Consider the following 23,771-nt stretch of genomic DNA (forward strand, 5'->3'; position numbering starts at 1 on the left):
TCCTCTTGATCGTGCGTTCAGTGCTGCCACACGCCGACCCAGTCGACCTGCACCTGCGTCTTGTCGACGCCGGGCGGGGGCGACTGCTGGTAGCCCACGGCAAGATTGAGGATCAGTTCCATCGGGGTGGTCGGGATCGCGGCCGGGTCGGTGACCTGGAAGACCTGTACGCCGTCGACGTACCAGGTGACGGCGTCCGGCTCCCAGTCGAGACCGAAGACGTGGTAGCCGAGGGAGTAGTCCAGCGGCCCGTGGGCGTAGTGGGCGTCGATGTTGGTGCCGTCGGGGGCCTCGGCGTGCAGGTTGAGGTCGGCGTACTGGTTGCTGTTGATGAACTCGACGGTGTCCAGCTCCGGCAGCCCGCCCCGGGTGTTGGCGGAGAGCAGCCAGAACGCCGGGAACATGCCGACCGGCTGGTCGGTGGTCCTGATCGCGGCCGCGAAGTACCCGTGGGTGAAGATGTGCCGCGGGGTGCCGTCCCAGTGGTCGCGGCCGGTGGAGATCATCCCGGAGGTCCAGGGGTAGGTCTTCCCGTCGCTGCCGGGCGTCGGTTGGCGTTGGGCGGTGAGCGTGAGCGCGCCGTCCGCCACCGCGACCTGGCCCGGGAGGTACCACTCGTCCTCGTGGTTGCCGGTGTTGGTGCAGCCACGGACGTTCCAGTCGTAGCAGGTGGTCCACTTGGAGCCGTCCAGCACGGTGCCGTTGAAGTCGTCCCGGAAGACCTGGTGCCACGGGCCGGTCGCGGGCGGCTGGTCCGCCCCGACCGGCGGCAGGATGGCGGTCGGGCTCGTGGGCGCAGCGGTTTGGGGGTGGAGCTCCGCCGCACCGACGCCCGCGCCGTTGGACGCGCCGCAGGCGGCGGCCAGAAGCAGCACTCCGGTCACCAGCAGCAGCCGCCACCGGCCCGTGGCCCGGGCGGACGGCCGGCGCGGGCTCCGGAAACGGCGGACGGGCCCGCCGGACACGGGTGCGGGGGCGGCGGGGAGACGGCGCGGGAGCAGCGTCAGGAGGGTGGTGAGCAGGGCGAGCGCCAGGACGGTCCGGCCGACCGTGAAGGAGTGCCTGAAGAACAGCGCCTCCGCCACCAGCATCGTCAGCGCCAGGCTCAGCGTCACGGTCAGCGCGGCGGCGCTCAGCCGGCCCGGTCCCCGCTCGCGCCAGGACGGGCCCGGCCGGGCCCAGGCCACGGCCGCCGCGCCCGGACCGACGAGCAGGAAGATGCCGGCGGCGACGGCCCGTAGCGGGTTCCCGGCCTGGAGCAGCAGGGCGGCGAGGGCGATCCAGCCCGACAGTGCGGGAAGCAGGCGCGGCAGGGTCCACGGTCGGACGGTCACGGTGTCCTCCCTCCGGCCGGGGTGGTGTCGACGTGTCCGCCGCCGGGCGGGACGTACTGGTAGACGACGGCGTCCGCGTTGGAGAACACCAGCCGCAGCTCGGACGAGGTGGCCGCGGCGGCCGCGAAGGCCTTGGTGGCCGTGACCGGCAGCAGCCCGGTCAGCTCGCACTCGGCGATCTGGGCCCGGGTCAGGATCACGTAGCTCGGTCCGCCGGCCACGTTCGGGCGTTCCAGCGCCGTTCTCAGGGCGTCGCCGGGGTTGTCCGCCAGACGCTTGAGGTCCTCGCCGGCGGCGTCGCCGAGGACGAGCCGGTCGTGGTCGTCGTAGCGCATCTCGCCTCCCGGCTCGTTGGAGGTCAGCGAGATGACCCGGGAGCCGGGCGGGGTGGTGGCGACGTACCGGAGCGCGGCGGCCTCCTGCGGGGTGAAGTAGTTCATGCTCTCCTTGCCGAAGTAGCCGAACAGCAGGCCGGAGAGCAGGCCGAGCAGGACGACGGCGGTGGCACCGGTCCGCAGCGGGCCGATGGGCCGGGCGGCCGGGGGAACGGACGAGGCGTCGGCCGGCGGGCCTGACTGGGGATCGGACGGCGCGTCGGGCGACGGGCCGGGCGGCCGGGCGGCGCGCGGGCTCCAGAGCAGGGTCGCGGCGAGGAAGGCGGCGGCGGGGAGGGCGAACAGGTAGGCCCGGAAGAGCATCTCACCGTCGTAGGCGTTGGCCAGCAGCAGCACGAGCGGCGCCACCAGCAGGGGCAGCAGGCCGACCCGGCGCACCCAGCGGTGGCGGACCAACGCGGCCAGGGCGAGCAGGAAGACGGCGAGGGTCAGGGACCGGTCGGCCCAGGAGGTCAGGATCTGGCCGGGGGCGGCCTGCCCCAGGTGGGCGAGGCCGGCCACCGCGTTGTGGTCCGGCGAGCCCAGGGCGGTGACCAGGCTGGTCAGGTGCTCCGACACGAACGGCCGGGCCACGGTGGCGTCCCAGAGCACGGTCAGCCCGACCACGGCGGCCAGTACCGGCAGGACGGTGCGGCGGTTGCGGCGGCCCAGGGCCAGCAGGGCCATGCCCACGGCCAGCATGATCGGGGTCAGCTGGTGCGAGGAGACGATCGCGGCGATCAGCACCAGGACCAGGGCGAACGGCGCCGCCCGCCAGCCACCGCGGGCCGACGCCTCGTCGGCCGCCGACAGGGCCCGGGCTCCGGGCGGTCCTGCCCTTCGCTCCCGGGGTTCGCGTGAGTCCGCCGCGAGCGAGCGCGCCACCGCCAGGCGGCGCATGACCAGCGCGATCACGGTGAGGGACAGCACGTAGGCGAAGGCCTGCGGGGAGAAGTAGTCCTGGCCGACCCAGGCGGTCGTGTAGTAGAGCCAGACCCCGCCCCAGACCAGTCGGTGATCGGTGGTGATGCTCCGGTACAGCATCAGCAGCGGGCCGATCAGCAGGAGGTTGGTGATCACCGGGTACCAGGAGGCGTAGCCCAGGACGGAGTCCAGGCCGGTGGCGCGCAGGATCACCGCATGGAGGTCGAAGAAGCCGGGCCACTGGTTGTAGACGTCGAGCTTGCCCGCTCCCGGCACCGACCCGTTGTGGCGCAGCATGGCGTCGACGATCGCGACGTGCTTCCAGGCCCAGGCGTACCGCAGGGTCGGGTAGAGCAGGCTGGGCGTCGCATGGATCACCAGGATCAGCGCCAGGACGTAGGCGGCGGGCCAGCGGTGACGGATCCGCGGGGCGCGCAGCGCGGTGACGAAGCCGAGGGTGAGCAGGCCCAGTGCGGCGAAGTAGGCCGGCGGCAGGGCCTGGAGCAGGCCGAGGTCGCCCATCCGGGAGAGGTCCACCCGGGAGAGGGCCAGCAGCCAGAGCACCAGCGCGGCCGGCAGCGCGCACCGGACCACCCAGCCGGACCAGCCGGCCTCGGAGAGGGCTGCGCGGAGCCGGCGGGTCCGCCGGCCCTTGTTGCGGTGGGAGGTCGAGCGGTGGGCCGGTGGCCGCGGGTCGGGTCGGACGTCTTCACGTTCCAGGGCGTCGGTCACTGTGATCTCTCCTGACCGCGAGTCCTCGGCGGTTCGCCGACCGAGGTGCCGAGGGCTGCGCGCAGGCGGCGGTAGGCCCGCCACGCCCGGGTGGCGGTGCTCTCGTGGAAGGGCGCGGTCGGGGCGCCCCGGCGCTTCGTCCAGTCGTCGAACACCTGCGGCGGTGTGTCGGAGCGGACCATCAGCCGGGCGATCCGCAGCGGGTCGTCGGCCGGGGAGCTGAAGGCGTTGCCGACGGCGGCCGCGGAGGTGTAGCCGGCCTGTGCGACCTTGCGGCGCACCTCCGCACCGGAGTACCCGTGCGGGTAGGCAAAGGAGGCGACCTCGTGGCCGAGGATGTCCTCCAGGACCGTCTTGCAGCTGGCGATCTCGTCGGTCAGCCGCCGGCCGTAGACCGTGTCCATGTGGACGTGGGTCCGGGAGTGGGCGCCGATCTCGACGCCGAGCGCGTCGAGGTTGCCGATCTGGCGCCAGTTCAGCATCGGTGCCGGCGGCAGCAGACTTCCGGTGCCCCGCGCGCCGGGCGGGTGGACGGCGCCGGTGGTGATGTAGAGGGTGGCGGGAAGGCCCTCCTCCGAGAGGATCGGGGCGACCGTCCAGTAGAAGTCGGCGTACCCGTCGTCGAAGGTCAGGACCGCGGCGCCGGGCGTCAGCGGCGGACCGCCGCGCAGGGCGGCGACCAGCCGGCGCAGCGGCACCAGCGACAGGCCGCTGTCCTTGATCCGGTCCAGCTGCTCGCGGAACACGCGGGGCGTGACGGTGTACGGCGCGAGCCAGGACGGCGGGTCGTCCGAGACCGAGTGGTAGAGGAAGACGGGTATCGCGCTCATGGCCCGTCCCTGGTCGGCCGGACCCCGGCGGGCCGGGCCGTGGTGGGCTCGGCGCCAGTGGTCCGGTCACGGGCGGCCGGACGGACCGCGCCGGTCCGACGGGACGCGGTCCGTTCGGCCCAGCCGCCGGCCAACCCGGTGAGGTAGCCGGCGGCGGTCAGGGTGACGCCGGCGCAGAGCGCCGCCGCCGTGGCGGGCCGGCGCCGCCGCAGGCTGTCCAGCAGCGCGGCGGGCACGGTGTGCCGCAGGTAGGCGCGTTCGCTGGCGAGGCCGGCGGCGGCGCCGTCGTACCGCACCACCGCGGCCTTGGAACGGCCTTCGGCGAAGCAGCGTGCGGCGAAGTAGGAGAGGGTGGTGCGGGCCGGCGGCACCCGGTGGAGGACCGCCGCGGCCGGCTCGTAGCGCAGCACGCCGCCGGGGTGGCGGGCGGCGAGGCGGATGCAGAGCTCCGTCTCCTCGCAGCCGAGCGGACGCCGGCCGACCCGGCCGAGGTCGGTCCGGAAGCCGCCGGCGGCCAGTGCCTCGGCACGCCGGAAGGACATGTTGGCGCCGATGAGGTTCCGCACCCCGGCCGGCCGGCTCGGCAGTCCCCGGTAGGAACAGCCGACCACCCAGTCGAACTCGGGCGGGAACCAGTCCGGCCGGCCGCTCTGCCACCAGGGCCGGACGTGGCCGCCGACGCCGAGCACCCCGGGTGTCCGGTAGCCGGTGAGGAGCCGCGCGGTCCAGGCGGGGTCGGCGGTGGCGTCGTCGTCCAGGAAGGCGATCAGCTCGCCGTGGGCCGCGGCCAGGGCGGTGTTGCGGGCGCCCGAGAGACCGCGCCGCTGCCGGTTGGGGAGGATCCGCGCGTCGGCCGACAGGTGTTCCCGGGCGAGGTGCAGCAGCTCGGGGCAGTGGTCGATGACGAGCAGCACCTCGGCGGGCGGGTGGTGCTGGCCGCGCACGGAGGCGACGGCGGCGCACAGGTCGTCCCAGCGCTCGACGGTGTAGGCGCAGATCACGACGGTCAGGCTCGGTGCACGGCCGTCGGCGGCGCGCTCGGGAGTCCGGTCGTCGTTCCGGCCGGAGGACTGGTCAGTGGTCATGGTCCTGGTCTCCTTCCATCGCACGCAGCCAGCGCCGGAGGACGGGCAGCAGTGCGGCCGCCATCGTGTACTCGGAGATCACCCAGGCGAGGCCGACGCCGATCAGTCCGTGGCGCGGCAGCAGCAGGACGACCAGGGTGACGATCATCGTGGCGGAGGCCATCCGCACCCCGATCATCCAGGGCAGCGCGCGGCGGACCCGGGCCACCTGGATGACCACGTTGGTCACCGCGATCGGCAGCGCGCACAGGGCGAGCAGACGCAGCACCGCCGTGCCGTGCGCGGCGTACTCGGGGCCGAACACGCCCAGGATCCGGCGCGCACCGATCTCGATCACCAGCACGGCGCCGACCAGCAGCAGACCGGTGTGGCGCAGCATGCGCCGGGCGTACTCGGCGAGCCGCTTCGGGTCGCGGGCGCCCTCGACCACCAGCGAGTGGCCCATGCTGAACGTCGCGACGAAGAGGGTCGAGGCGATGACGAAGGCGAGCGAGTAGTAGGCGCTGCCCTCCGGTCCGAGCTGGGCGAGCACGATCAGGGGGACGGCGCTGTAGCTCGCGAAGCTGAAGAGGTTGCCGATGTAGTCGGCGCCGGCCCAGTGCAGGACCCGCTGGGGCGGTTCGGCGTCGGCGTCGCCGGCCGCCTCGTGGGCCGGCACGGCCCTGCGGAACAGCACCACGTTGGCCAGCGCGATCGAGACGACCATGGCCACCGCCCAGGCGACCAGGATGCCGGTGCCGACGGCCAGGGCCGCGCATCCGGCGAGCAGCAGTGACTTGGCGACGGCGAAGACGGCGTTCTCGCCGAGGACCCAGCCGGTCCTGCGGGTGCCGGTGAGCGCGCCGTCCTGGAGCACGAAGACCGCGTAGCCGGCGGTGGCCGCGACGAACGCGACCGCGAGCACCGGCGAGTCCAGGAAGCCGAGGTTGGGGGCGACCATCGGGACCAGCAGCAGGAAGCCGACCGCGACCGCGGCGCTGAAACCGACGCTGATCGCGTAGCACCGCAGCACCAGGTGCCGGGTGTGCCGGCCGGCGGCCGGGACGAAGCGCACCAGCGCGTCCCCGAGGTTGAGGCTGCCGAGCGTGGCCAGGAACATCGCGGCCGACAGGGCCGCGTAGCTGCGCCCCACGGCCTCGACGCTGTAGTAGCGGGTGGCGAGTATCCAGAAGAACGCGCCGAGTCCGGCTGCGACGATCGAACTCGCCGCCAGTACGTGGCCGTTGTGCATCAGGGAGTCCGCGCGAAGGCTCTGGGCGCCCGCCCTGATCCGGGCCCGCAGCAGTGCCGGGTAGGAGCACTCGCAGGGCAGCGCCACCGGGCAGGAGCACGGCCGTGCGGCTGCCGTCCGCCGCCTGGAGCGCGTGTGGTCGAGGATGGACATCACGGCCTCACCGAGGTGTCGGCCCGGCGTTGCAACCGGACGCTGCGCAGGTAGCAGACCGGCCCGTAGAGCAGGCCGAGGAGTTCGAGCCGCCCGAGGTGGGCCATCAGCGGGTCGCGGCGGGCGGCGGCCGGGTCACCGCGGTGCAGGGTCTGCCGGACCCCGTGCGGCACTCGGGCGAGCAGGGCGGCGAGCAGGCGCGGCTGGCGGCGGGTGGCTGCGGCCAGATAGGCGCCGAAGCCGACGCCGAAGCCGAAGACCTGGGTGGTCAGCGCCTCCATGGAGCGGCGGTGCGGGTGCCACACCAGTGCGTCCGGCCGGTAGACGACCGTGTGGCCGGAGGTCAGGACCTGGAGGAAGGAGAGCAGGTCCTCTCCTCCGCGCGCCGGGGTGCCGGTGCTGGTCGCGGGGTCGAAGCCGCCGATCGAGCGGAGCAGGCCGGTGCGGAAGGCCATGTTGGCCCCGGTGCCGAGCCGGCCGGTGGCGAAGGGGAAGAGCGGGTCGTCGGACGGTTCGCCGAGCGACCAGCTGCGGCTGGTGAAGCCCTTGGCGTAGCCGCAGTACCGTTCCAGCGCGATCTGCGCCCGGGTGTCCAGCTCGGCGGGCAGCACCAGGCCGGTCACGCAGCCGACCTGCCGGTCCGAACGGAAGCCGTCGACCAGGGCGGCCACCCAGCCCTCGTCGATCAGGAGGTCGTCGTCGGCGAAGGCGCAGATCTCTCCGCGCGCGACGGCGAGGCCGCGGTTGCGGGCACGGGCCAGGCCGGGCACCGGCTCGCGCAGGTACCGGACCCGGCCCGGGTAGCGGAGCGCGACGAGCAGCTCGGTGGCCCGGTCGGAGGGGGCGTTGTCGACCACGATGACCTCGACGTGCCGGTAGGTGCCGGCCAGGAGGGCGTCCAGGGAGCGCGGCAGCAGGTCGACGCGGTTGTGCGTACAGACGATGACGCTCACGAGCGGGGCGTGGGCCGGCGGTTCCGGCCGCACCGCGGAGGGTGCGCGCGGGTCCGGCTCGCTGGCCGCTGCGGCGGCCAGTGCCCGGCAGAGTGCGGCCGGGTCACCGGGCGCGGCCTCGGCGGTCACCAGGCAGAGGGGCTGTCCCCCGCGGCGGATCAGCGCCAGCACCCGGCCGTTCGGGGCGAACACGTCACCCCGGCCGGGACGGTGCAGTTCGTCAGGGCGTTCGAGATCCAGCTCGGCGACCTCGACGGGCGCGGGCGGCAGCTCGATCGGGGTGGTCATGACAGCCGACCTCCAGTCCTGGGATGGTGTTGTTGCCAGACGGTGAACAGGTAGCAGAACGGGCCGTACAGCAGCCCGCTACGTTCCAGCCTGCGGAGGCCGCGCAGGGTGTCGTCGTCGGCCGGCCCGGTTCGGGCGCCGACCCGGTGGCTGACGTGCCAGCGCCACACGCCGTAGGGCAGCCTCCGGACGAGCTCGGCGAGCAGGCTCGGCCGGTGGGACACCGCCGCCGCCAGGTAGGCGCCGAACCCGACCCCGAACCCGCGCACCTGGCGGGCGAGCGCCTCCATGGTCCGCCGGTGCCGGTGCCACACGATCGCGTCGGGCTGGTAGGCCACGGTGTACCCCGCGGCCAGGACCTGCTGGAAGGAGAGCAGGTCCTCCCCGCCCCGCGAGGGTGTCCCGGTGCCGGTGGCCGGGTCGAAGCCACCGAGGGCCCGGAGCACCGCGGTGCGGAAGGCCATGTTGGCCCCCATCCCGAACCGGCCGACGGAGAACTGGACCAGCGGGTCGTCCTGGGGCGCCGGGAGCGACCAGCTGCGGGCCTCGAAGCCCCGGCTGGGAGCGCAGTACTGCTCCACGAGGAACTGTGCCTTGGTGTCCAGCTCCGCGGGCAGCACCAAGCCGGTCACACAGGCGATCCGGTCGTCCGACTGGAACGCCTCCACCAGGGCGTTCACCCAGCGGGAGTCGGCGATGGCGTCGTCGTCCGTGAAGGCGCAGAGCTCACCGCGCGCGGCCGCGAGGCCGCGGTTACGGGCCCGGGACAGGCCGGGCAGGGGCTCCCTCACGTACCGGATCCGGTCACCGTAGCGCGATCGGACCAGCTTCTCGGTGGCGTCGTTCCTGGGGGCGTTGTCCACCAGGATCACCTCGACGAGGGGATGGCCGATCCGCACCAGGGAGTCCAGGCAGCGCGGCAGCATCTCGTCGCGGTCCCGGGTGCAGACGATCACGGAGACCGTCGGCGGGCCCGCAGGCACCCGGGCGCGGCCGACCCGACCGGGACGCGCCGCGGGTGTCGCGGTGGACAGGGCGGGAACACGCAGTTCCCGGTGAGCGGCGTCGACCAGCGCCCGGCGCAGCGCGGCACTGTCGCCTGCTGTTCCGGTGGCTGTGACCAAGCCGAGCGGGTGTCCGTGCAGCCGCACCAACGCCAACACGCGGCCGTCCGGGGCGTCGGCACCGAGACCTCCGGGGGAGCGCAGCTCGCCCGGTTCGTCCAGGTCCAGGTCGACGACGCGGACGGGGGTGTAGAGCGAGTCGCGGGCGGCAGGGCGCGGGCAGGCAGCTGCGGTGCGCCGGTCGGGGCCATTCATCATCGCTCCTCCGCGGGGGCGGCCGCCGAGGCCCGGGCGCCGGGACGCTCGGAGATCAGGGTCCTCAGCACCCGGCGGCCGTCGGAGATGGCGTGGAGGTGGGAGCGACCGCTGCGGCGGGGGAGTTCCAGGCTCGGCACTTCGGCGATCCGCAGTCCGGAGCGCAGGGCGTGCGCGATCATCTCGGCCTCGATCTCGAAGCCGGTGGAGCGCAGGTCGAGAGCATCCAGGAAGGAGCGGCGGAAGGCACAGTAGCCGTAGCACAGGTCGGTGAGGCTCGCGTCGTACAGGCGGTTGACGACGGCGAGCAGGGCGCGGTTGCCGAGCGACCGGACCCTGGTGAAGTCCAGCGAGCCGCCGCCGGCGATGCACCGGGATCCCTTGACCAAGTCGAAGCCGTGGTCGAGGAAGTGCAGGAAGTGCGGGATCTCGCCGGGCCACATGGAGCCGTCGGCGTCCATCATGACGATGTACTCGCCGGTGGCGGCGGCGAAGCCGGTGCGCAGGGCGTTGCCCTTGCCCGGTCCGCTCTGTTCGACGCTGCGGACGGTCGGCAGGCAGTGCCGGGCCATCGGAACGGTGGCGTCGCTGGACGAGCCGTCGACCAGGATGACCTCGTCGACGCAGCGCGGAATCTGCTCGAACACCCAGGGGATGTTGCGAGCCTCGTTCTGGGCGGGCACGACCAGCGTGACGCCGTGCTTGCTGGCGACGCCGTCCCCGGCCCGGCGCATCGGCCGCTGGACGGCGACCCGGTCCTCGGCGCGGCGCTGTGGCCGGCCGTCATGGTTCGGGTACGGAACGACGTTGGGGGGCATGGTGGTGCTCATCGAGAACGGCCTCTCGGGGGGAGGCGGCGGGCGGGCGCCGGGCGCGGCGCGGCCCCTGATGGAACGGGGCGGGCCCGGTGCGCGACGGATGCGCGGGGTGGGCGGGGCCCCGGAGGGAAGTCCCCGGAGGGGACTGCCGAAAACGTGGAGAGCGACTCGAGCGGCCGAATGGGGGTGCGCGCCGCCGGCTCTCTGGGCGCCGAAGCGCCGGTCTGTCGAACTGGCCGAATGTGCTTCCCGCACGGGGGTGCGGGGTGTGCCAGGGCCTCATCGTGCCCAGGTAACCGGCATCACGTCAAGTGGTTTGTCATAATTGGTTCTTTATGCCCGATTCGGCATATGCCCGTCGGCGCCCCCGGCACGGGCACCGCAGGCCGAGCGGCCCTCGATCTCGACCGGCCCTCAGCCCCGAGCGGCCCTCGATCCCGACCGGCCCTCAGCCCCCGAGCGGCCCTCGATCCCGACCGGCCCTCACCCCCCGACCGGCCGGCCCTCCGGCTCCTCGGCGATCCGGCGGGCGATCTCGCCCGGCCGCACCGGCCGCCCGAAGTGCCAGCCCTGCGCCCAGTCGCAGCCGATGGTGCGCAGCCGCTCGGCGTCCCGCAAGGTCTCCACGCCCTCGGCGGTGACGGTCAGGCCCAGCGCGTGCGCCATCGACACCAGGCCGCTGACGATCCGCCAGCCGGTCTCCTCGTCCTTGGCCGGATCGTGCAGGTCACCCACGAAGGAGCCGGCGATCTTCAGCCCCGAGACCGGCAGGTCGCGCAGGTAGGCCAGGTTGGACCAGCCGGTGCCGAAGTCGTCCACGGCGAGCGAGACGCCCTGGTCGACCAGCCCGTGCAGAGTGCGCAGCGCCTCGTCCTCCGGGCCGACCACGGTGGACTCGGTGATCTCCAGCTGGAGCCGGGCCGGTTCCAGGCCGGTGGATTCGAGGATCCGGGCGAGGTCGGTCACCAGGGCGGCACTGCGGGCCTGACGGACCGCCAGGTTGACGTTCAGCTGCGGCGCGTCGTCGCCGAACCGCCTGATCCAGTCGGCCGCCTGGCCACAGGCCTGTTCCAGCACCCAGCGGCCGAGCGGCATGATCAGGCCGGTCTCCTCGGCGGTGGTGACGAACTCGTCCGGGCCGAGCACCCCCAGCTGCGGGTGGCGCCAGCGCACCAGCGCCTCGACGGCGGCCAGCCGGCCGTCGGCCAGCGCGTACAACGGCTGGTAGTCGATGAAGAACTCGCCGCGGTCGAGTGCGGCCGGCATCCGGACGGACACGGCGTAGCGGCTGACCGCCCGGGCGTTCTCCTTGGGGTCGAAGAGCGTCCAGCGGCCGCGGCCGGCCTCCTTGGCCCGGTACAGCGTCAGGTCCGCCGCGCGGACGGCGGCGCCGGGGGTGGTGGTCGAGACGCGCCGCTCCAGCACGCCCACGCTGGCGCCGACGGCGAGCTTGTGATCGCCGATCAGGACCGGCCCGGCCAGCGCCTTCAGCACGGTCTTGGCGGCGGCGACGGCCTCCTGCTCGCCCCGGCAGTTCTCCAGCAGGACGACGAACTCGTCGCCGCCGAGCCGGGCGACCAGGTGGCCGAGCGGGGTCAGGGCGGCCTTCAGCCGGGCGGCGACGGCGGAGAGCAACTGGTCTCCGGTGTCGTGGCCGAGGCTGTCGTTGACCACCTTGAAGCCGTCGAGGTCCACGTAGCAGAGGCCGAACCGGGCACCCGGGTCCGGCTCCTCGAAGAGCTTCTCCAGCCGCTCGAAGAAGGCCGCCCGGTTTGGCAGGCCGGTCAGCGGGTCGTGGGTGGCCTGGTGGCGCAGCCGCTCCTGGAGCCGGTAGCGGTCGGTGATGTCCTCCAGCATCGCCACCTGGTACTGCGGGACGCCGTCGTCGTCACGGATCAGCGAGACGGTCAGGTGGGTCCAGACCACCTCGCCGTCCTGCCGGTAGTACGGCTTGTCGACCTGGAAGTAGTCCCGCTTGCCGCTGATCAGGTCCTCGTACGCCTCCCAGACGCCCGGGGCGTCCTCGGGGTGGACGAGGTCGCCGACCCGGCGGCCCTCCATGTCCTCCGGGCCGGCCCCGAACAGCTCCTGGAGAGCCCTGTTGACGGCCAGGATGTTGCCGTCGGTGTCGCCGATGCCGATGCCGATCGCCGCGCTCTCGAACAGCGCGCGGAACCGCGCCTCGGAGGCGCGCAGCGCCCGCTCGGCCTCCTTGCGGGCCATGTCGGCGGCGGTGCGGATGGCCTCCTGCTCACGCAGGGTCCGCTCGCGCAGGGCAGCCGCCCAGCCGGCCGCGAAGGCGCCGCAGAGCGCGGGCCCGCGGTCGTCGGTGACCGGCTGCTCCTGGAGCAGCTCCACGGCCCGGGCCAGCACCACCGGGTCGGTGAAGTGCGCGTCCACCAGTTCGGCACCGGCCTGCGCGGCCAGGTGCGGCTCGAACGGTTCGTCCTGCTGGGCACGGTGGAGCAGCGCGGCGGTCCGGGAGACGAGCAGGCCGAGCAGGCCGGGGTGGACCGCCGTGCCATGGTCACCGGAGAGCAGCCGCGACCAGTCCTCGTGGAACCGTTCGGCACTGCTCGGCACCGGCGCATCACTCACGGGCGGAACCCCACGCCCGCCACCCCGGTCATCCGCTCGGGGTGCTGGCCGACGGCCTCCGGCTGGTCGGGCCGCCACTGCGGCAGGTAGACGACACCGGGCTCGACCAGATCGAAGCCGGCGAACATCGCGGTGATCTGCTCGTGGGTGCGCATGGTCAGCGGAGTGGGCGTCATCCTGTACAGCTTCTGGTGGTCCTCGGCCTGGTCCGGGCGGCCCTCCAGGGAGGCGTGCGAGAGGACCAGCGCACTGCCCGGCGGGAGGGCGTCGCGCAGCACCTCGACCAGCTTCCACGGGTCCTCGGAGTCGCTGACGAAGTGCAGGACGGCCACCAGCAGCACAGCCACCGGCTCGCCGGCCGCCAGCAGGGACCGCACCTCGGGGCGGGCCATCAGGTCGTCGATGTCCCGCAGGTCGGCCTGGACGACGGAGCTCTTCGGGTCGTCCTCCAGCAGCAGCCGGCTGTGCGCGACGGCGACCGGGTCGCGGTCGATGTAGACCACCTCGGCCTCGGGGCGGATCGCCCGGGCGATCTCGTGCACGGCGCCGAAGGTCGGGATGCCGGAACCGATGTCCAGGAAGCGGGTGACGCCCCGTTCGGCGACGAACTGCACGGCGCGGCGCAGGAAGGCCCGGTTGGACCTCATGATCTGGGGCAGCTCCGGCCAGAGGGCGATCGCCTTGCGGGCCATCTCCCGGTCCACCTCGAAGTTGTGCGAACCACCGAGATAGTAGTCGTAGACCCGCGCGGCGTTCGGTTTGTCCAGGTCCGTGCCCTCCGGTACCCAGTTCGGTCGCCGCATCCTAGGGACTCCTTCACTCCGGTTCCGGGAAGCCAGCTGTCTGAAGGGACGGCTGCGACTGATGAGACTACAAGCACAAAAGATCCTCCCTTGCACGCCGAACGGGTGCAAGCGGAGCTCTCCCGTCCTGCCGGAGGTCCGCCTCCGTTCCGGCCCGCGTCCGCCCGGGAGTCGCCCGCGCCCCGGGCCACCCGGCACCCGCCCGGCGCCCGCCCGCGCCCGGGGCCGGCTCCCCGCCCTGCCGGGAAGGCGGCCGGGCCGGACAATGGAGCCGATGGCCGGACACATCGAGGACTACGCCCTGATCGGCGACCTGCAGACCGCTGCCCTGGTGGGCCGGGACGGATCTGTCGACTGGCTCTGCCTGCCCCGGTTCGACTCCCCCAGCTGCTTCGCCGGCCTCCTCGGCGACCGGCAGCACGGCGCCTGGCGGCTCGCCCCCGTCGGCGGCACGCAGTGTTCCGCCCGCCGCTACCTCGGCGACAGCCTCGTCCTGGAAAGTGAGTGGCGCACACCCGGCGGCTCGGTGCGGATCACCGACTTCATGCCCCAGCGCGGACCGGACAGCCGCACCCCGCAACTCATCCGGATCGTGGAGGGCCTCGGCGGCACCGTCCCGGTCCGCGGCGAGCTGCGGCTGCGGTTCAACTACGGCCGGATCGAACCCTGGGTACGCCGCACCGGCCGGCACCGGATCGCCGTCGCCGGGCCGGACTCCGTCTGGTTACGGGTCCCGCCCGGCGTGCACACCTACGGCGTGGACGGCATCACCGCCTCCGACTTCACCGTCACCGCCGGCGACCGCATCCCCTTCGTGCTCACCTGGCAGCCCTCCCACCTGACCGCCACCCCGCGCACCGACCCCGAGGAGACCCTGCTCGCCACCCTGCGCGACTGGCAGCGGTGGGCGGCCGGCTGCCGGTACCGCGGCGAGTGGCGGGACGCCGTGCTGCGCTCGCTGATCACCCTCAAGGCGCTCACCTACGCCCCCACCGGCGGGATCGTCGCCGCACCCACCGCCTCCCTGCCCGAATGGATCGGCGGGATGCGCAACTGGGACTACCGGTTCTGCTGGCTGCGCGACTCCTCGATGACCCTCTCCGCCCTGCTCCGCGGCGGGTTCCGCGAAGAGGCCGCCGCCTGGCGCCGCTGGCTGCTGCGCGCCATCGCCGGCGACCCGGGCGACCTGCAGACCGTGTACGGGGTCGCCGGCGAACGCGTCCTCGGCGAGACCGTCGCCGACTGGCTGCCCGGCTACGAGGACTCCCGGCCGGTCCGGTTCGGCAACGCCGCCGTCGACCAGCTCCAACTCGACGTCTACGGCGAGGTGGTGGACACCCTGCACCTCGCACTGCTGGCCGGCCTGCCGATGGAACGGCACGTCTGGACCCTGCTGCGGGCCCTGATGGAGTACCTGGAACAGCACTGGCGGGAGCCCGACGAGGGCCTCTGGGAGGTCCGCGGCGGGCGGCAGCACTTCGTCCACTCCAAGGTGATGTCCTGGGTCGCCGCCGACCGCGCCGTCCGGCTCGCCGAGGCCACCGGCCTGACCGCGCCCGTCGACCGCTGGCGGGCCATGCGCGACGCCGTCCACGCCGACGTCTGCGCGCACGGCTACGACCGGCGGCGCGGCGTCTTCGTCCAGCACTACGGCGGGCAGGGGCTCGACGCGGCCACCCTGTTCGTGGTCAAGAGCGGCTTCCTGCCGCCGGACGACCCGCGGGTGATCAGGACCGTGGACGCCGTCCGGGACGGCCTCGACCACGGCGGCCTCGTCCGCCGCTACCAGGCCCACCAGCGCACCGACGGCCTGCCCGGCGGCGAGGGCGCCTTCCTGGCCTGCTCGTTCTGGCTCGCCGACGCGCTCGCCGCGACCGGGCGGCGGGCCGAGGCGCGCGAACTGTTCGCCCGGGTGGTCGGGCTCGCCAACGACCTCGGGCTGCTCTCCGAGCAGTGGGAGCCGCGCTCCCGCCGCCAGCTCGGCAACACCCCGCAGGCGTTCACCCACGTCGCACTGGTCAACACGGCGTTCACGCTGGCCGAACCGGAGTGACGCGCAGGGGCCCTGCCCGGCGGGCGGACGGGAGTACCGTTCGGCAGGTGGACCCCAACCACTACCGATTCCGCGGCGCCTGGCGACTGCCCGCGCCGCCGGCCGCCGTGTACGCGGCACTGGAGGACGTGCGGAGCTACCCGCTCTGGTGGCCCGAGATCCGCACCGCCCGGGAGACCGGCCCGGACGCCGGCGAGGTGGAGGTGCGCGCGCTGCTGCCGTACCGGCTGGTCATCGGGCTGGAGAGGGTCCGGCGCGACCCGGCCGCCGGGGTGCTGGAGGCCGCCATGCACGGCGACCTCACCGGCTGGTCCCGCTGGACCGTCACCCCGGACGGCCCGGGCGCCGCGGACGGCGCGGGCAGCCGCGTGCTCTTCGAGGAGGACACCCGGCCGGCCAAGCCCCTGCTGCGCCGGCTCGCCCTCCCCCTGCACCCCGTCTTCCGCGCCAACCACGCCGCGATGATGTGGCGGGGGCGGCGGGGGCTGGCCGGGTACCTGGGCAGGGGCGCGGCGCGGGCCGCCGACGGCTGACCTCCCCGTCCTGCCCGTACGCCGTGCCAGGGCCGCAGCGTACGGCGTGCGCCCGGGCCGGTGCGCCGCCGGTCCGCGGCGGCGCCCGAACAGCTGGTCGTCATCCAGGCGGCCACCGGCTCCGGGCAGCCCGGTTCGAGTGATCGTCCGATGCGGCTAGCGTGGATGTGGACGTCTTCGCCCGCCGCCGTACCGGGAGGCCCCTGCCGTGAGCGCTCCGCCCGAGGACTTCGGTTTCGACCGCCCCTTCGACCGCGCCGGCACCGGCAGCAGCAAGTGGGCGCGGGCCGCCGGCGGGGCGGACGGGGTGATCCCGATGGGCCTCGCCGACATGGACCTGCCCGGCCCGGCCGCCGTCGCCCGCGCCCTGGCGGACCGGGCCGGGCACCGCGCGTACGGGTACACGGTGTGCGACCCGGCCGGGCGGGCGCTGGTGGCGCGGTGGTACCGGGAGCGGCACGGGGTGACGGTGGATCCGGCATGGGTGGTGCTGCTGCCGGCCGGCCCGCGGACCGCCGTCCGGCTGCTGCTGGAGGCGGTGCGCCCGGCCGGCCCGGTGCTGTTCCCGGCCCCCGAATGGGGCGGCTTCGCCCAGCTCTGCCGCTCCGCCGCGCTGCCGTACGAGGAGGTGCCGCTGCCCCGGGACGACGCGGGATACCGGCTGCCGGTGGCCGCGTTGGCGGGGCGCCGGGCCGGGGCGGTGCTGCTCAGCAGTCCGCACAACCCGTCCGGGCGGGTCTGGCACGAGGGCGAGGTCCGCGCGCTCGCCGGGGCGGCGGCGGAGGCCGGCGCGGTGCTGGTCTCGGACGAGGTGCACGGCGACCTCACCCACCCGGGGCACCGGCACCCGGTGGCCGTCGCCGTGGCGGGCCCGTACCGGGAGCGGACCGTCACGCTCAACTCGGTGGGCAAGACCTTCAACACCTCCGGCATCCCCAGCTGCTTCGCGCTCGTCCCGGACGGCGCACTGCGCGAGCGACTCACCGACGTGATGGCCGGGTACGGCCTCTGGGAGGGCGGGCTGCTGGAGCAGGAGGTGCAGCAGGCGGCGCTGCAGCACGGCGGCCCGTGGCTGGACGCGTTGCTGGCGCACCTGGCGGCCGCCCGGGACCGGCTGACCGGCCTGCTCGGCGGCGCCGTCGCCTCCGCGCCCGAGGCCTCGTACCTGCTCTGGGTGGACGCCGTCGCGCTGGGCCTGCCGCCGGCCGGGGCGCGGGCGGCGCTGCTGGAGCGGTGCGGTCTGGAGGCCTCCGGCGGGGCCGACTTCGGGCCGGGCGGGCACGGCGCGCTGCGGCTCAACTACGCGCTGCCGGGCCCTGTCCTGGAGACCGTCCTGGAGCGGCTGGCCCGGCTCCGCTGAGACCCGCCCGAGGCCCGGCCGAGGGGATGCCGGGAGCCTGGGCGTGGCTCCGCCGGGGCCCGGGCGAGACTCCCCCGGAGCCCCGGATCACCCGGTTGCACCGCCTCTGACCTGCAACGACATCTCTTCACGAGATGTTTGCGGAGCGCCCCCGCATGGTCCGTAGCAGACTGGGCAGGGTAGACCGGGCCGCAATCGTGATCCCGAGGATGGTGAGTCCGGTGACACCCGTTCGCCCGACCAGCCCGACCGCCCGCCCCAGCACGGACCCGCCCCCGAGCGGGGTGACACCGCTCACCGAATCGGCGGCACGCCGCCACATGGCCGGCGTCTGTTTCAAGATCGGACCGCCCCGGCTGATCGGTGTCGAGGTGGAGTGGTTCGTCCATGACGACCGATGTCCCACCCGCCCCGTCCAACCGGAGCGGCTGCACGCCGCACTGGACGCGCTGCCCCTCGGAGGCTCCGACGGGACGTCGCTCCCCTCCGGAGCCCGCCTCACTCTCGAACCCGGCGGACAGGTCGAGCTCAGCTCCCCGCCCGCCGACGGCCTCACCGCCTGCGTCGACGACACCCGACGCGATCTCGCCGCCCTGCGGGCCGCCTTCGCCGCCCAGGGCCTGCGCCTCACCGGCACCGGCACCGACCCCCTCGCCCGTCCGCGCCAGATGGTGCTGGACCACCCGCGCTACCTGGCGATGGAACGGTTCTTCAACTCGGCCGGCCCCTGGGGCCGGATCATGATGACCGGCACCGCGTCCGTCCAGGTCTGCCTGGATGCCGGCGCCGCGGACGGTCCGCACGCGCTGGACCGGCGCTGGCGCCTCGCCCACCGGCTGGGTCCGGTGCTGGTCGCCGCCTTCGCCAACTCCCCGCTGCTGGACGGCAGGCCCACCGGCCACCGGTCCACCCGGCAGACCGTCTGGTCCCGGATGGACCCCACCCGCACGCTCGCCCCCGCCCCCGACCACGGCGACCCGCGCGAGGCCTGGACCCGGTACGTGCTGGACGCCGAGGTGCTCTGCATCCGCCGCCCCGACGGGCTGCCCTGGACCGCTCCGGCCGGGATGACGTTCGCCGACTGGCTGCGCGGCGCCGGCGAGCGCCCGCCCACCCTGGCCGACCTGGACTACCACCGCACCACGCTGTTCCCGCCGGTCCGCCCGCGCGGCCACCTGGAGCTGCGGATGATCGACGCGCAGCCCGGCGACGGCTGGATCGTCCCCGCCGCCCTGGTCACCGCACTGCTGGACGACCCGGTGGCCGCCGAGGCCGCACTCGCCGCGCTGGAGCCGCTGGAGTGCGCCGACGGCCCGCGTCCGCCGCGCAGCGACGCCTGGCGCCGGGCCGCCACCCTGGCCGTCGCCGACCCCGAGCTGCGCCGCGCCACCCTCGCCTGCTTCGCCGCCGCCGACGCCGCGCTGGGCCGCCTGCCCGGCGCCGGACGGCTGCGCACCGCCGTCGCCGAGTTCGCCGAGCGCTACCCCGCGCGCGGCCGCTGCCCGGCCGACGACCAGCTGGACGCCCTGCGCTCCGGCACCCGACGCACTCCCCCGGAGGAGGCCGCACCATGATCGACGACGCCCGCCCGACCGGCGCCCCCGCCCCGGCAGCCGCGCCGCTGGAGACCCTGTCGCCGGAGGCCCTCCGGGAGACGATCGCCGCCGAGCTGCTGGCCGCCCGCGCCCGCACCGCCGCGCTCACCGACTGCGTCGAGGACCGCGACCTGACCGCCCAGCACTCACCGCTGATGTCCCCGCTGGTCTGGGACGTCGCGCACATCGGCAACCAGGAAGAGCTCTGGCTGCTGCGCAACGTGGGCGGCCGGGATCCGATGCACCCCGAGATCGACCCGCTCTACGACGCCTTCGAGCACCCGCGTGCCGAGCGCCCCAGCCTGCCGCTGCTGCCGCCGCACGAGGCCCGCGCGTACGCGCACGAGGTGCGCGGCCGGGTGCTCGACCTGCTGGGCGAGAGTCCGCTGGAGGGCGCGCCACTGCTGGAAGCCGGGTTCGCCTTCGGCATGATCGCCCAGCACGAACAGCAGCACGACGAGACGATGCTGATCACCCATCAGCTCCGCAGGGGAGAGCCCGCCCTGGCCGCTCCCCCGCCGCCGCCCGCCCCCGCGGACGCCGCCACGCTGCCCGCCGACGTGGTGATCCCGGCGGGCCCGTTCACCATGGGCACCGACACCGAGCCGTGGGCGCTGGACAACGAACGACCGGCGCACCGGGTCGAGCTGCCGGCCTTCCGGCTGGACACCACACCCGTCACCAACGGCGCCTACCTGCGGTTCATCGCCGACGGCGGCTACGACGACCCGCGCTGGTGGACCGCCGAGGGCTGGGAGCACCGGCAGAAGGCCGGGCTGACCGCCCCGCTGTTCTGGCACCGCGAGGGCGGCCAGTGGCTCCGCCGCCGGTTCGGCCTGCTGGAGCCGGTGCCGGCCGACGAGCCGGTGCTGCACGTCAGCTGGTACGAGGCCGACGCCTACGCCCGATGGGCCGGCCGGCGGCTGCCGACCGAGGCGGAGTGGGAGAAGGCCGCCCGGCACGACCCGGCCACCGGGCGCTCCCGCCGCTACCCGTGGGGCGACGCGTCGCCCGCGCCCGAGCACGCCAACCTCGGCCAGCGCCACCTCCGCCCGGCCCCGGCCGGAAGCTACCCGGACGGCGAATCACCCGACGGGGTACGGCAGTTGATGGGAGACGTGTGGGAGTGGACGGCCAGCGACTTCCACCCCTACCCGGGCTTCCGGGCCTGGCCGTACAAGGAGTACTCGGAGGTCTTCTTCGGGCCCGAGTACAAGGTGCTGCGCGGCGGCTGCTTCGCCGTCGCACCGGTCGCCTGCCGGGGCACCTTCCGCAACTGGGACTACCCGATCCGCCGCCAGATCTTCGCCGGGTTCCGCACCGCCGCCGATGTGGAGACGGACTGATGTGCCGCCACATCGCCTACCTGGGCGAGCCACTGGCACCGAGGGAGCTGCTGGTCGAGCCGCCGTTCGGGCTCTACCGGCAGTCCTGGGCGCCGCGGACGCAGCAGTACGGCACGGTCAACGCGGACGGCTTCGGCCTCGGCTGGTACGCCGACGGCGACGAGGTGCCGGCCCGCCACCGGCGGGCCGGGCCGATCTGGGCGGACTCCTCGTTCGCCGACCTCGCCCGGGTGATCCGCACCCGGGCGCTGCTGGCGGCCGTCCGCTCGGCCACCGAGGGGTGCGCGGCGGGCGAGGAGGCGGCCGCGCCGTTCGCCGGCGGGCGCTGGCTGTTCAGCCACAACGGCGCGGTGGCCGGCTGGCCGGAGAAGCTCGACGCCCTGGCCGGGCTGCTGCCGCCGGCCGAGCTGCTGGAGCTGGTGGCGCGCACCGACTCGGCACTGCTCTGGGGCCTGGCGCTGCACCGGCTGCGCGCCGGCGCGGGCCTCGGCGAGGCCGTGGCCGGCACCGTCGCGGACGTGGCCGCCCACACCACCGGCCGGCTCAACCTGCTGCTCACCGACGGCCGTGCCATCGCCGCGACCAGCTGGGGCGACACCCTGCACCACCGGACCCTGCCCGGGCTCGGGGTGGTGGTGGCCTCCGAGCCGTACGACGACCACCCGGACTGGACGGCCGTCCCGGACCGCTCGCTGCTGCTGGCAGGCCCGGACGGCATCACGGTCGAGCCGCTCGGAGCCGTTCGGGCGCCCTGAGCCTTCCTCCCTCTCCCCTTCACTTTTTGAACCGAGGACCCATCTGTCATGAGCACCTTTGATCTCACCCGTCTGCTGCCCGCCGACCACTTCAGCACCGCCTTGCGGCACGACGTGCAGCACGGTCTGACCTCCGAACCGAAGTGGCTCCCGCCGAAGTGGTTCTACGACGCCCGGGGCAGCGAGCTGTTCGAGGAGATCACCCGGCTGCCGGAGTACTACCCGACCCGCGCCGAGCGGACCATCCTGACCGCCCGGGCCGGCGAGATCGCCGCCGCCACCGGCGCCCGCACCCTGGTCGAGCTGGGCTCCGGCTCCTCCGAGAAGACCCGGCTGCTGCTGGACGCCCTGCGCGACCTCGGCACTCTGCACACCTACGTCCCGGTCGACGTCAGCGAGAGCGCGCTGACCTCCGCCGGAAAGGCGCTCGCCGAGGAGTACCCGGGGCTGACGGTGCAGGGCATGCTCGCCGACTTCACCGCCCGGCTCGGGCTGCCCCCGGACGGCGGCCCGCGCCTGGTCGCCTTCCTCGGCGGCACCCTGGGCAACCTGCTCCCCGCCGAGCGGGCCGTCTTCCTGCGCGGCCTGCGCGCCGCCCTCGACCCGGGCGACTTCCTGCTGCTCGGCACCGACCTGGTGAAGGACCCGGGCGTACTGGTCGCCGCCTACGACGACGCGGCCGGGGTGACGGCGGAGTTCAACCGGAACGTGCTCAACGTGCTGAACCGCGAGCTGAACGCCGACTTCGACCCGGACGCGTTCGAGCACGTGGCGCTCTGGGACGAGGAGCAGGAGTGGATCGAGATGCGGCTGCGCTCACTGCGCTCCCAGACCGTGAAGATCCCGGTGCTCGACCTGCCGGTCCACTTCGAAGCGGGCGAGGAGCTGCGCACCGAGGTGTCGGCGAAGTTCCGCCGGGAGCGGGTCGCGGAGGAGTTGGCGGCGGCCGGCCTGCGGCTGAGCCACTGGTGGACGGACGACGAGGGACGGTTCGGACTGTCGCTGGCCTCGCCGATGGAAGGCCGGGTTTGACAGTTCACTTTACTAATATCAAAAGGGACTTGATGGGCATCCCACGTACAACACTTGAACATTGACGGGTTACGATCTCGGCACCAAGCTCAGCGTTGAGTACCAGGAGTCAAGATCGTGAGCGTCACCCAGCAGCCCACGGAGCCGACGGAGCCCTCGGCGGCGGAGGCCCGATCCACCGACCGCCTCGGCTTCGTCGTCTTCATCACCGCCGCCGCGGCCCTCGGCGGGTTCCTGTTCGGCTACGACAGCTCCGTGATCAACGGGGCCGTCTCGGGCATCCAGGAGAAGTTCGGCGTCGGCGACGGCGTGACCGGCCTGATCGTCTCCTCGGCGCTGCTCGGCTCGGCGGTCGGCGCCGCGGTGGCCGGCCGGTTCGCCGACCGGTACGGCCGAATCAAGGTCATGAAGGCGGGCGCGCTGCTCTTCGCGGTGAGCGCGGTCGGCTCGATGCTGCCGTTCTCCGCCTGGGACCTCGCCTGCTGGCGGGTCCTCGGCGGAGCCGCCATCGGCATCGCCTCGGTGATCGCCCCGACCTACATCGCCGAGGTGGCGCCGACCAAGTACCGCGGCCGGCTCGCCTCCTTCCAGCAGGCCGCGATCGTGCTCGGCATCGCGATCTCCCAGCTGGTCAACTGGGTGCTGGCGGACGCCGCCGGCGGCGAGACCCGTGGCCACCTGCTCGGCCTGGAGGCCTGGCAGTGGATGCTCGGCATCTGCGTCCTGCCCGCCGCCGTCTACTTCGTGCTCTCCTCGATGATCCCCGAGTCCCCGCGCTACCTGATCTCGGCCGGCCGCCTGGACGAGGCCCGCGCCGTGCTCGCCGAGGTCGAGGGCAGGAACGCCGACACGGACGCCCGGATCGCCGAGATCCAGGGCCTGATCGACTCCGACCACCAGCCGCGCTTCCGCGACCTGCTCGGCGGCCGCTTCGGCCTGCTGCCGATCGTCTGGGTCGGCATCGGCCTCTCGGTGTTCCAGCAGCTGGTCGGCATCAACGTGATCTTCTACTACTCGTCGATCCTCTGGCAGTCGGTCGGCATCGACCAGAGCAACTCGCTGCTGATCAGCTTCATCGGCTCGGTCATCAACATCCTCGGCACGGTGGTCGCGATCCTGCTGGTCGACCGGATCGGCCGCAAGCCGCTCGCCCTGATCGGCTCGGCCGGCATGGCCGTCGCCCTGGCCGCCTGCGGCTGGGCGTTCTCCTCCGCCACCGGCAGCGGCGACAACGTCACCCTCCCGGACCTCCAGGGCACCGTCGCCCTGATCGCCGCCAACGCGTTCGTGCTGTTCTTCGCGATGTCCTGGGGCGTCGTGGTCTGGGTGATGCTCGGCGAGATGTTCCCCAACCGGATCCGCGCCGCCGCGCTCTCCGTCGCCGCCTCCGCGCAGTGGATCGCCAACTGGGCGATCACCGTCTCGTTCCCGTCGCTCTCGCGCTGGAACCTCTCGGTGACCTACCTGGTCTACGCGGCCTTCGCGGCCCTGTCGATCCTCTTCGTGGCACGGTTCATGAAGGAGACCAAGGGCATCCGGCTGGAGGACATGGGCTGACGCAAGCCATGGGCTGATCCGACAGTCCGACCTTCGGCCCCCGCACCCTAGCGCCCCGGCGCGGGTGCGGGGGCCGAATCGTTCACTCTCTGCGGCGG

General features: G+C 73.9%; 18 protein-coding genes. 8 read left to right on the forward strand and 10 right to left on the reverse strand.

Going from position 1 to position 23,771, the window contains the following annotated elements:
- Nucleotides 1-17 precede the first annotated feature (17 nt).
- The 10 genes from OG286_RS08550 to OG286_RS08595 all read right to left on the reverse strand — a co-directional run bounded on the left by OG286_RS08550 (nucleotide 18) and on the right by OG286_RS08595 (nucleotide 13,442).
- Entirely contained in the window at nucleotides 18-1,334 is a 1,317-nt protein-coding gene (locus OG286_RS08550; RefSeq protein ID WP_405362458.1) for a family 16 glycosylhydrolase, read from the reverse strand.
- Complete coding sequence (locus OG286_RS08555) at nucleotides 1,331-3,364, reverse strand: glycosyltransferase (protein WP_405364974.1); 2,034 nt, start codon at nucleotides 3,362-3,364, stop codon at nucleotides 1,331-1,333. Before OG286_RS08555 ends, OG286_RS08550 begins: the two co-directional genes overlap by 4 nt.
- Complete coding sequence (locus tag OG286_RS08560) at nucleotides 3,361-4,194, reverse strand: polysaccharide deacetylase family protein (RefSeq protein ID WP_405362454.1); 834 nt, start codon at nucleotides 4,192-4,194, stop codon at nucleotides 3,361-3,363. The genes OG286_RS08555 and OG286_RS08560 overlap by 4 nt, the downstream gene beginning before the upstream one ends.
- Nucleotides 4,191-5,279, reverse strand: coding sequence for a glycosyltransferase family 2 protein (locus OG286_RS08565; protein ID WP_405364976.1), 1,089 nt, complete (start codon nucleotides 5,277-5,279; stop codon nucleotides 4,191-4,193). The genes OG286_RS08560 and OG286_RS08565 overlap by 4 nt, the downstream gene beginning before the upstream one ends.
- Nucleotides 5,269-6,663 (reverse strand): lipopolysaccharide biosynthesis protein, encoded by a 1,395-nt coding sequence (locus OG286_RS08570; RefSeq protein ID WP_396320035.1) that lies wholly within the window; start codon nucleotides 6,661-6,663, stop codon nucleotides 5,269-5,271. The genes OG286_RS08565 and OG286_RS08570 overlap by 11 nt, the downstream gene beginning before the upstream one ends.
- The gene (locus OG286_RS08575) at nucleotides 6,663-7,904 is read right to left on the reverse strand and encodes a glycosyltransferase (RefSeq protein WP_405362450.1); all 1,242 of its coding nucleotides are present in this window, start codon (nucleotides 7,902-7,904) and stop codon (nucleotides 6,663-6,665) included. Before OG286_RS08575 ends, OG286_RS08570 begins: the two co-directional genes overlap by 1 nt.
- Nucleotides 7,901-9,226: a glycosyltransferase gene (locus tag OG286_RS08580; protein ID WP_405362448.1), complete on the reverse strand. Its 1,326-nt coding sequence runs from the start codon at nucleotides 9,224-9,226 to the stop codon at nucleotides 7,901-7,903. The genes OG286_RS08575 and OG286_RS08580 overlap by 4 nt, the downstream gene beginning before the upstream one ends.
- Nucleotides 9,223-10,053 (reverse strand): glycosyltransferase family 2 protein, encoded by an 831-nt coding sequence (locus OG286_RS08585; protein WP_396320032.1) that lies wholly within the window; start codon nucleotides 10,051-10,053, stop codon nucleotides 9,223-9,225. The genes OG286_RS08580 and OG286_RS08585 overlap by 4 nt, the downstream gene beginning before the upstream one ends.
- 471 nt (nucleotides 10,054-10,524) lie before the next feature.
- The gene (locus tag OG286_RS08590) at nucleotides 10,525-12,639 is read right to left on the reverse strand and encodes a putative bifunctional diguanylate cyclase/phosphodiesterase (protein WP_396320031.1); all 2,115 of its coding nucleotides are present in this window, start codon (nucleotides 12,637-12,639) and stop codon (nucleotides 10,525-10,527) included.
- On the reverse strand, nucleotides 12,636-13,442 hold the full coding sequence (locus tag OG286_RS08595) for an SAM-dependent methyltransferase (protein WP_396320030.1): 807 nt from the start codon (nucleotides 13,440-13,442) through the stop codon (nucleotides 12,636-12,638). Before OG286_RS08595 ends, OG286_RS08590 begins: the two co-directional genes overlap by 4 nt.
- A 274-nt stretch (nucleotides 13,443-13,716) precedes the next feature.
- Between OG286_RS08595 and OG286_RS08600 the strand changes: the two genes are divergently transcribed.
- The 8 genes from OG286_RS08600 to OG286_RS08635 all read left to right on the forward strand — a co-directional run bounded on the left by OG286_RS08600 (nucleotide 13,717) and on the right by OG286_RS08635 (nucleotide 23,673).
- A complete protein-coding gene (locus OG286_RS08600) occupies nucleotides 13,717-15,495 on the forward strand; it encodes a glycoside hydrolase family 15 protein (protein WP_396320029.1) in 1,779 nt (592 codons plus the stop codon).
- A 47-nt stretch (nucleotides 15,496-15,542) separates the two neighbouring features.
- The gene (locus tag OG286_RS08605) at nucleotides 15,543-16,028 is read left to right on the forward strand and encodes an SRPBCC family protein (protein ID WP_405362443.1); all 486 of its coding nucleotides are present in this window, start codon (nucleotides 15,543-15,545) and stop codon (nucleotides 16,026-16,028) included.
- A gap of 208 nt (nucleotides 16,029-16,236) precedes the next feature.
- Complete coding sequence (locus tag OG286_RS08610) at nucleotides 16,237-17,388, forward strand: aminotransferase class I/II-fold pyridoxal phosphate-dependent enzyme (RefSeq protein WP_396320027.1); 1,152 nt, start codon at nucleotides 16,237-16,239, stop codon at nucleotides 17,386-17,388.
- A 221-nt stretch (nucleotides 17,389-17,609) separates the two neighbouring features.
- Nucleotides 17,610-18,962, forward strand: coding sequence for an ergothioneine biosynthesis glutamate--cysteine ligase EgtA (gene egtA, locus OG286_RS08615; protein WP_396320026.1), 1,353 nt, complete (start codon nucleotides 17,610-17,612; stop codon nucleotides 18,960-18,962).
- Nucleotides 18,959-20,329, forward strand: a complete 1,371-nt coding sequence (gene egtB, locus OG286_RS08620) for an ergothioneine biosynthesis protein EgtB (protein WP_405362440.1) — start codon at nucleotides 18,959-18,961, stop codon at nucleotides 20,327-20,329. The genes egtA and egtB overlap by 4 nt, the downstream gene beginning before the upstream one ends.
- A complete protein-coding gene (egtC, locus tag OG286_RS08625) occupies nucleotides 20,329-21,084 on the forward strand; it encodes an ergothioneine biosynthesis protein EgtC (protein WP_396320024.1) in 756 nt (251 codons plus the stop codon). Before egtB ends, egtC begins: the two co-directional genes overlap by 1 nt.
- A gap of 48 nt (nucleotides 21,085-21,132) precedes the next feature.
- On the forward strand, nucleotides 21,133-22,116 hold the full coding sequence (gene egtD / locus OG286_RS08630) for an L-histidine N(alpha)-methyltransferase (protein ID WP_396320023.1): 984 nt from the start codon (nucleotides 21,133-21,135) through the stop codon (nucleotides 22,114-22,116).
- A gap of 114 nt (nucleotides 22,117-22,230) precedes the next feature.
- On the forward strand, nucleotides 22,231-23,673 hold the full coding sequence (locus tag OG286_RS08635; RefSeq protein ID WP_405363857.1) for a sugar porter family MFS transporter: 1,443 nt from the start codon (nucleotides 22,231-22,233) through the stop codon (nucleotides 23,671-23,673).
- The last annotated feature ends 98 nt before the right edge of the window (nucleotides 23,674-23,771 follow it).

It is taken from the genome of Kitasatospora sp. NBC_00039 (assembly GCF_045160625.1).
Taxonomy (GTDB): domain Bacteria; phylum Actinomycetota; class Actinomycetes; order Streptomycetales; family Streptomycetaceae; genus Kitasatospora.

Bases quoted from the DNA above. Each gene is read 5' to 3' on its own strand.
- OG286_RS08560 (WP_405362454.1), bottom strand. From the start codon at position 4,194: ATGAGCGCGATACCCGTCTTCCTCTACCACTCGGTCTCGGACGACCCG.
- OG286_RS08565 (WP_405364976.1), bottom strand. From the start codon at position 5,279: ATGACCACTGACCAGTCCTCCGGCCGGAACGACGACCGGACTCCCGAG.
- OG286_RS08570 (WP_396320035.1), bottom strand. From the start codon at position 6,663: ATGTCCATCCTCGACCACACGCGCTCCAGGCGGCGGACGGCAGCCGCA.
- OG286_RS08575 (WP_405362450.1), bottom strand. From the start codon at position 7,904: ATGACCACCCCGATCGAGCTGCCGCCCGCGCCCGTCGAGGTCGCCGAG.
- OG286_RS08580 (WP_405362448.1), bottom strand. From the start codon at position 9,226: ATGATGAATGGCCCCGACCGGCGCACCGCAGCTGCCTGCCCGCGCCCT.
- OG286_RS08585 (WP_396320032.1), bottom strand. From the start codon at position 10,053: ATGAGCACCACCATGCCCCCCAACGTCGTTCCGTACCCGAACCATGAC.
- OG286_RS08595 (WP_396320030.1), bottom strand. From the start codon at position 13,442: ATGCGGCGACCGAACTGGGTACCGGAGGGCACGGACCTGGACAAACCG.
- OG286_RS08600 (WP_396320029.1), top strand. From the start codon at position 13,717: ATGGCCGGACACATCGAGGACTACGCCCTGATCGGCGACCTGCAGACC.
- egtB (WP_405362440.1), top strand. From the start codon at position 18,959: ATGATCGACGACGCCCGCCCGACCGGCGCCCCCGCCCCGGCAGCCGCG.
- egtC (WP_396320024.1), top strand. From the start codon at position 20,329: ATGTGCCGCCACATCGCCTACCTGGGCGAGCCACTGGCACCGAGGGAG.
- egtD (WP_396320023.1), top strand. From the start codon at position 21,133: ATGAGCACCTTTGATCTCACCCGTCTGCTGCCCGCCGACCACTTCAGC.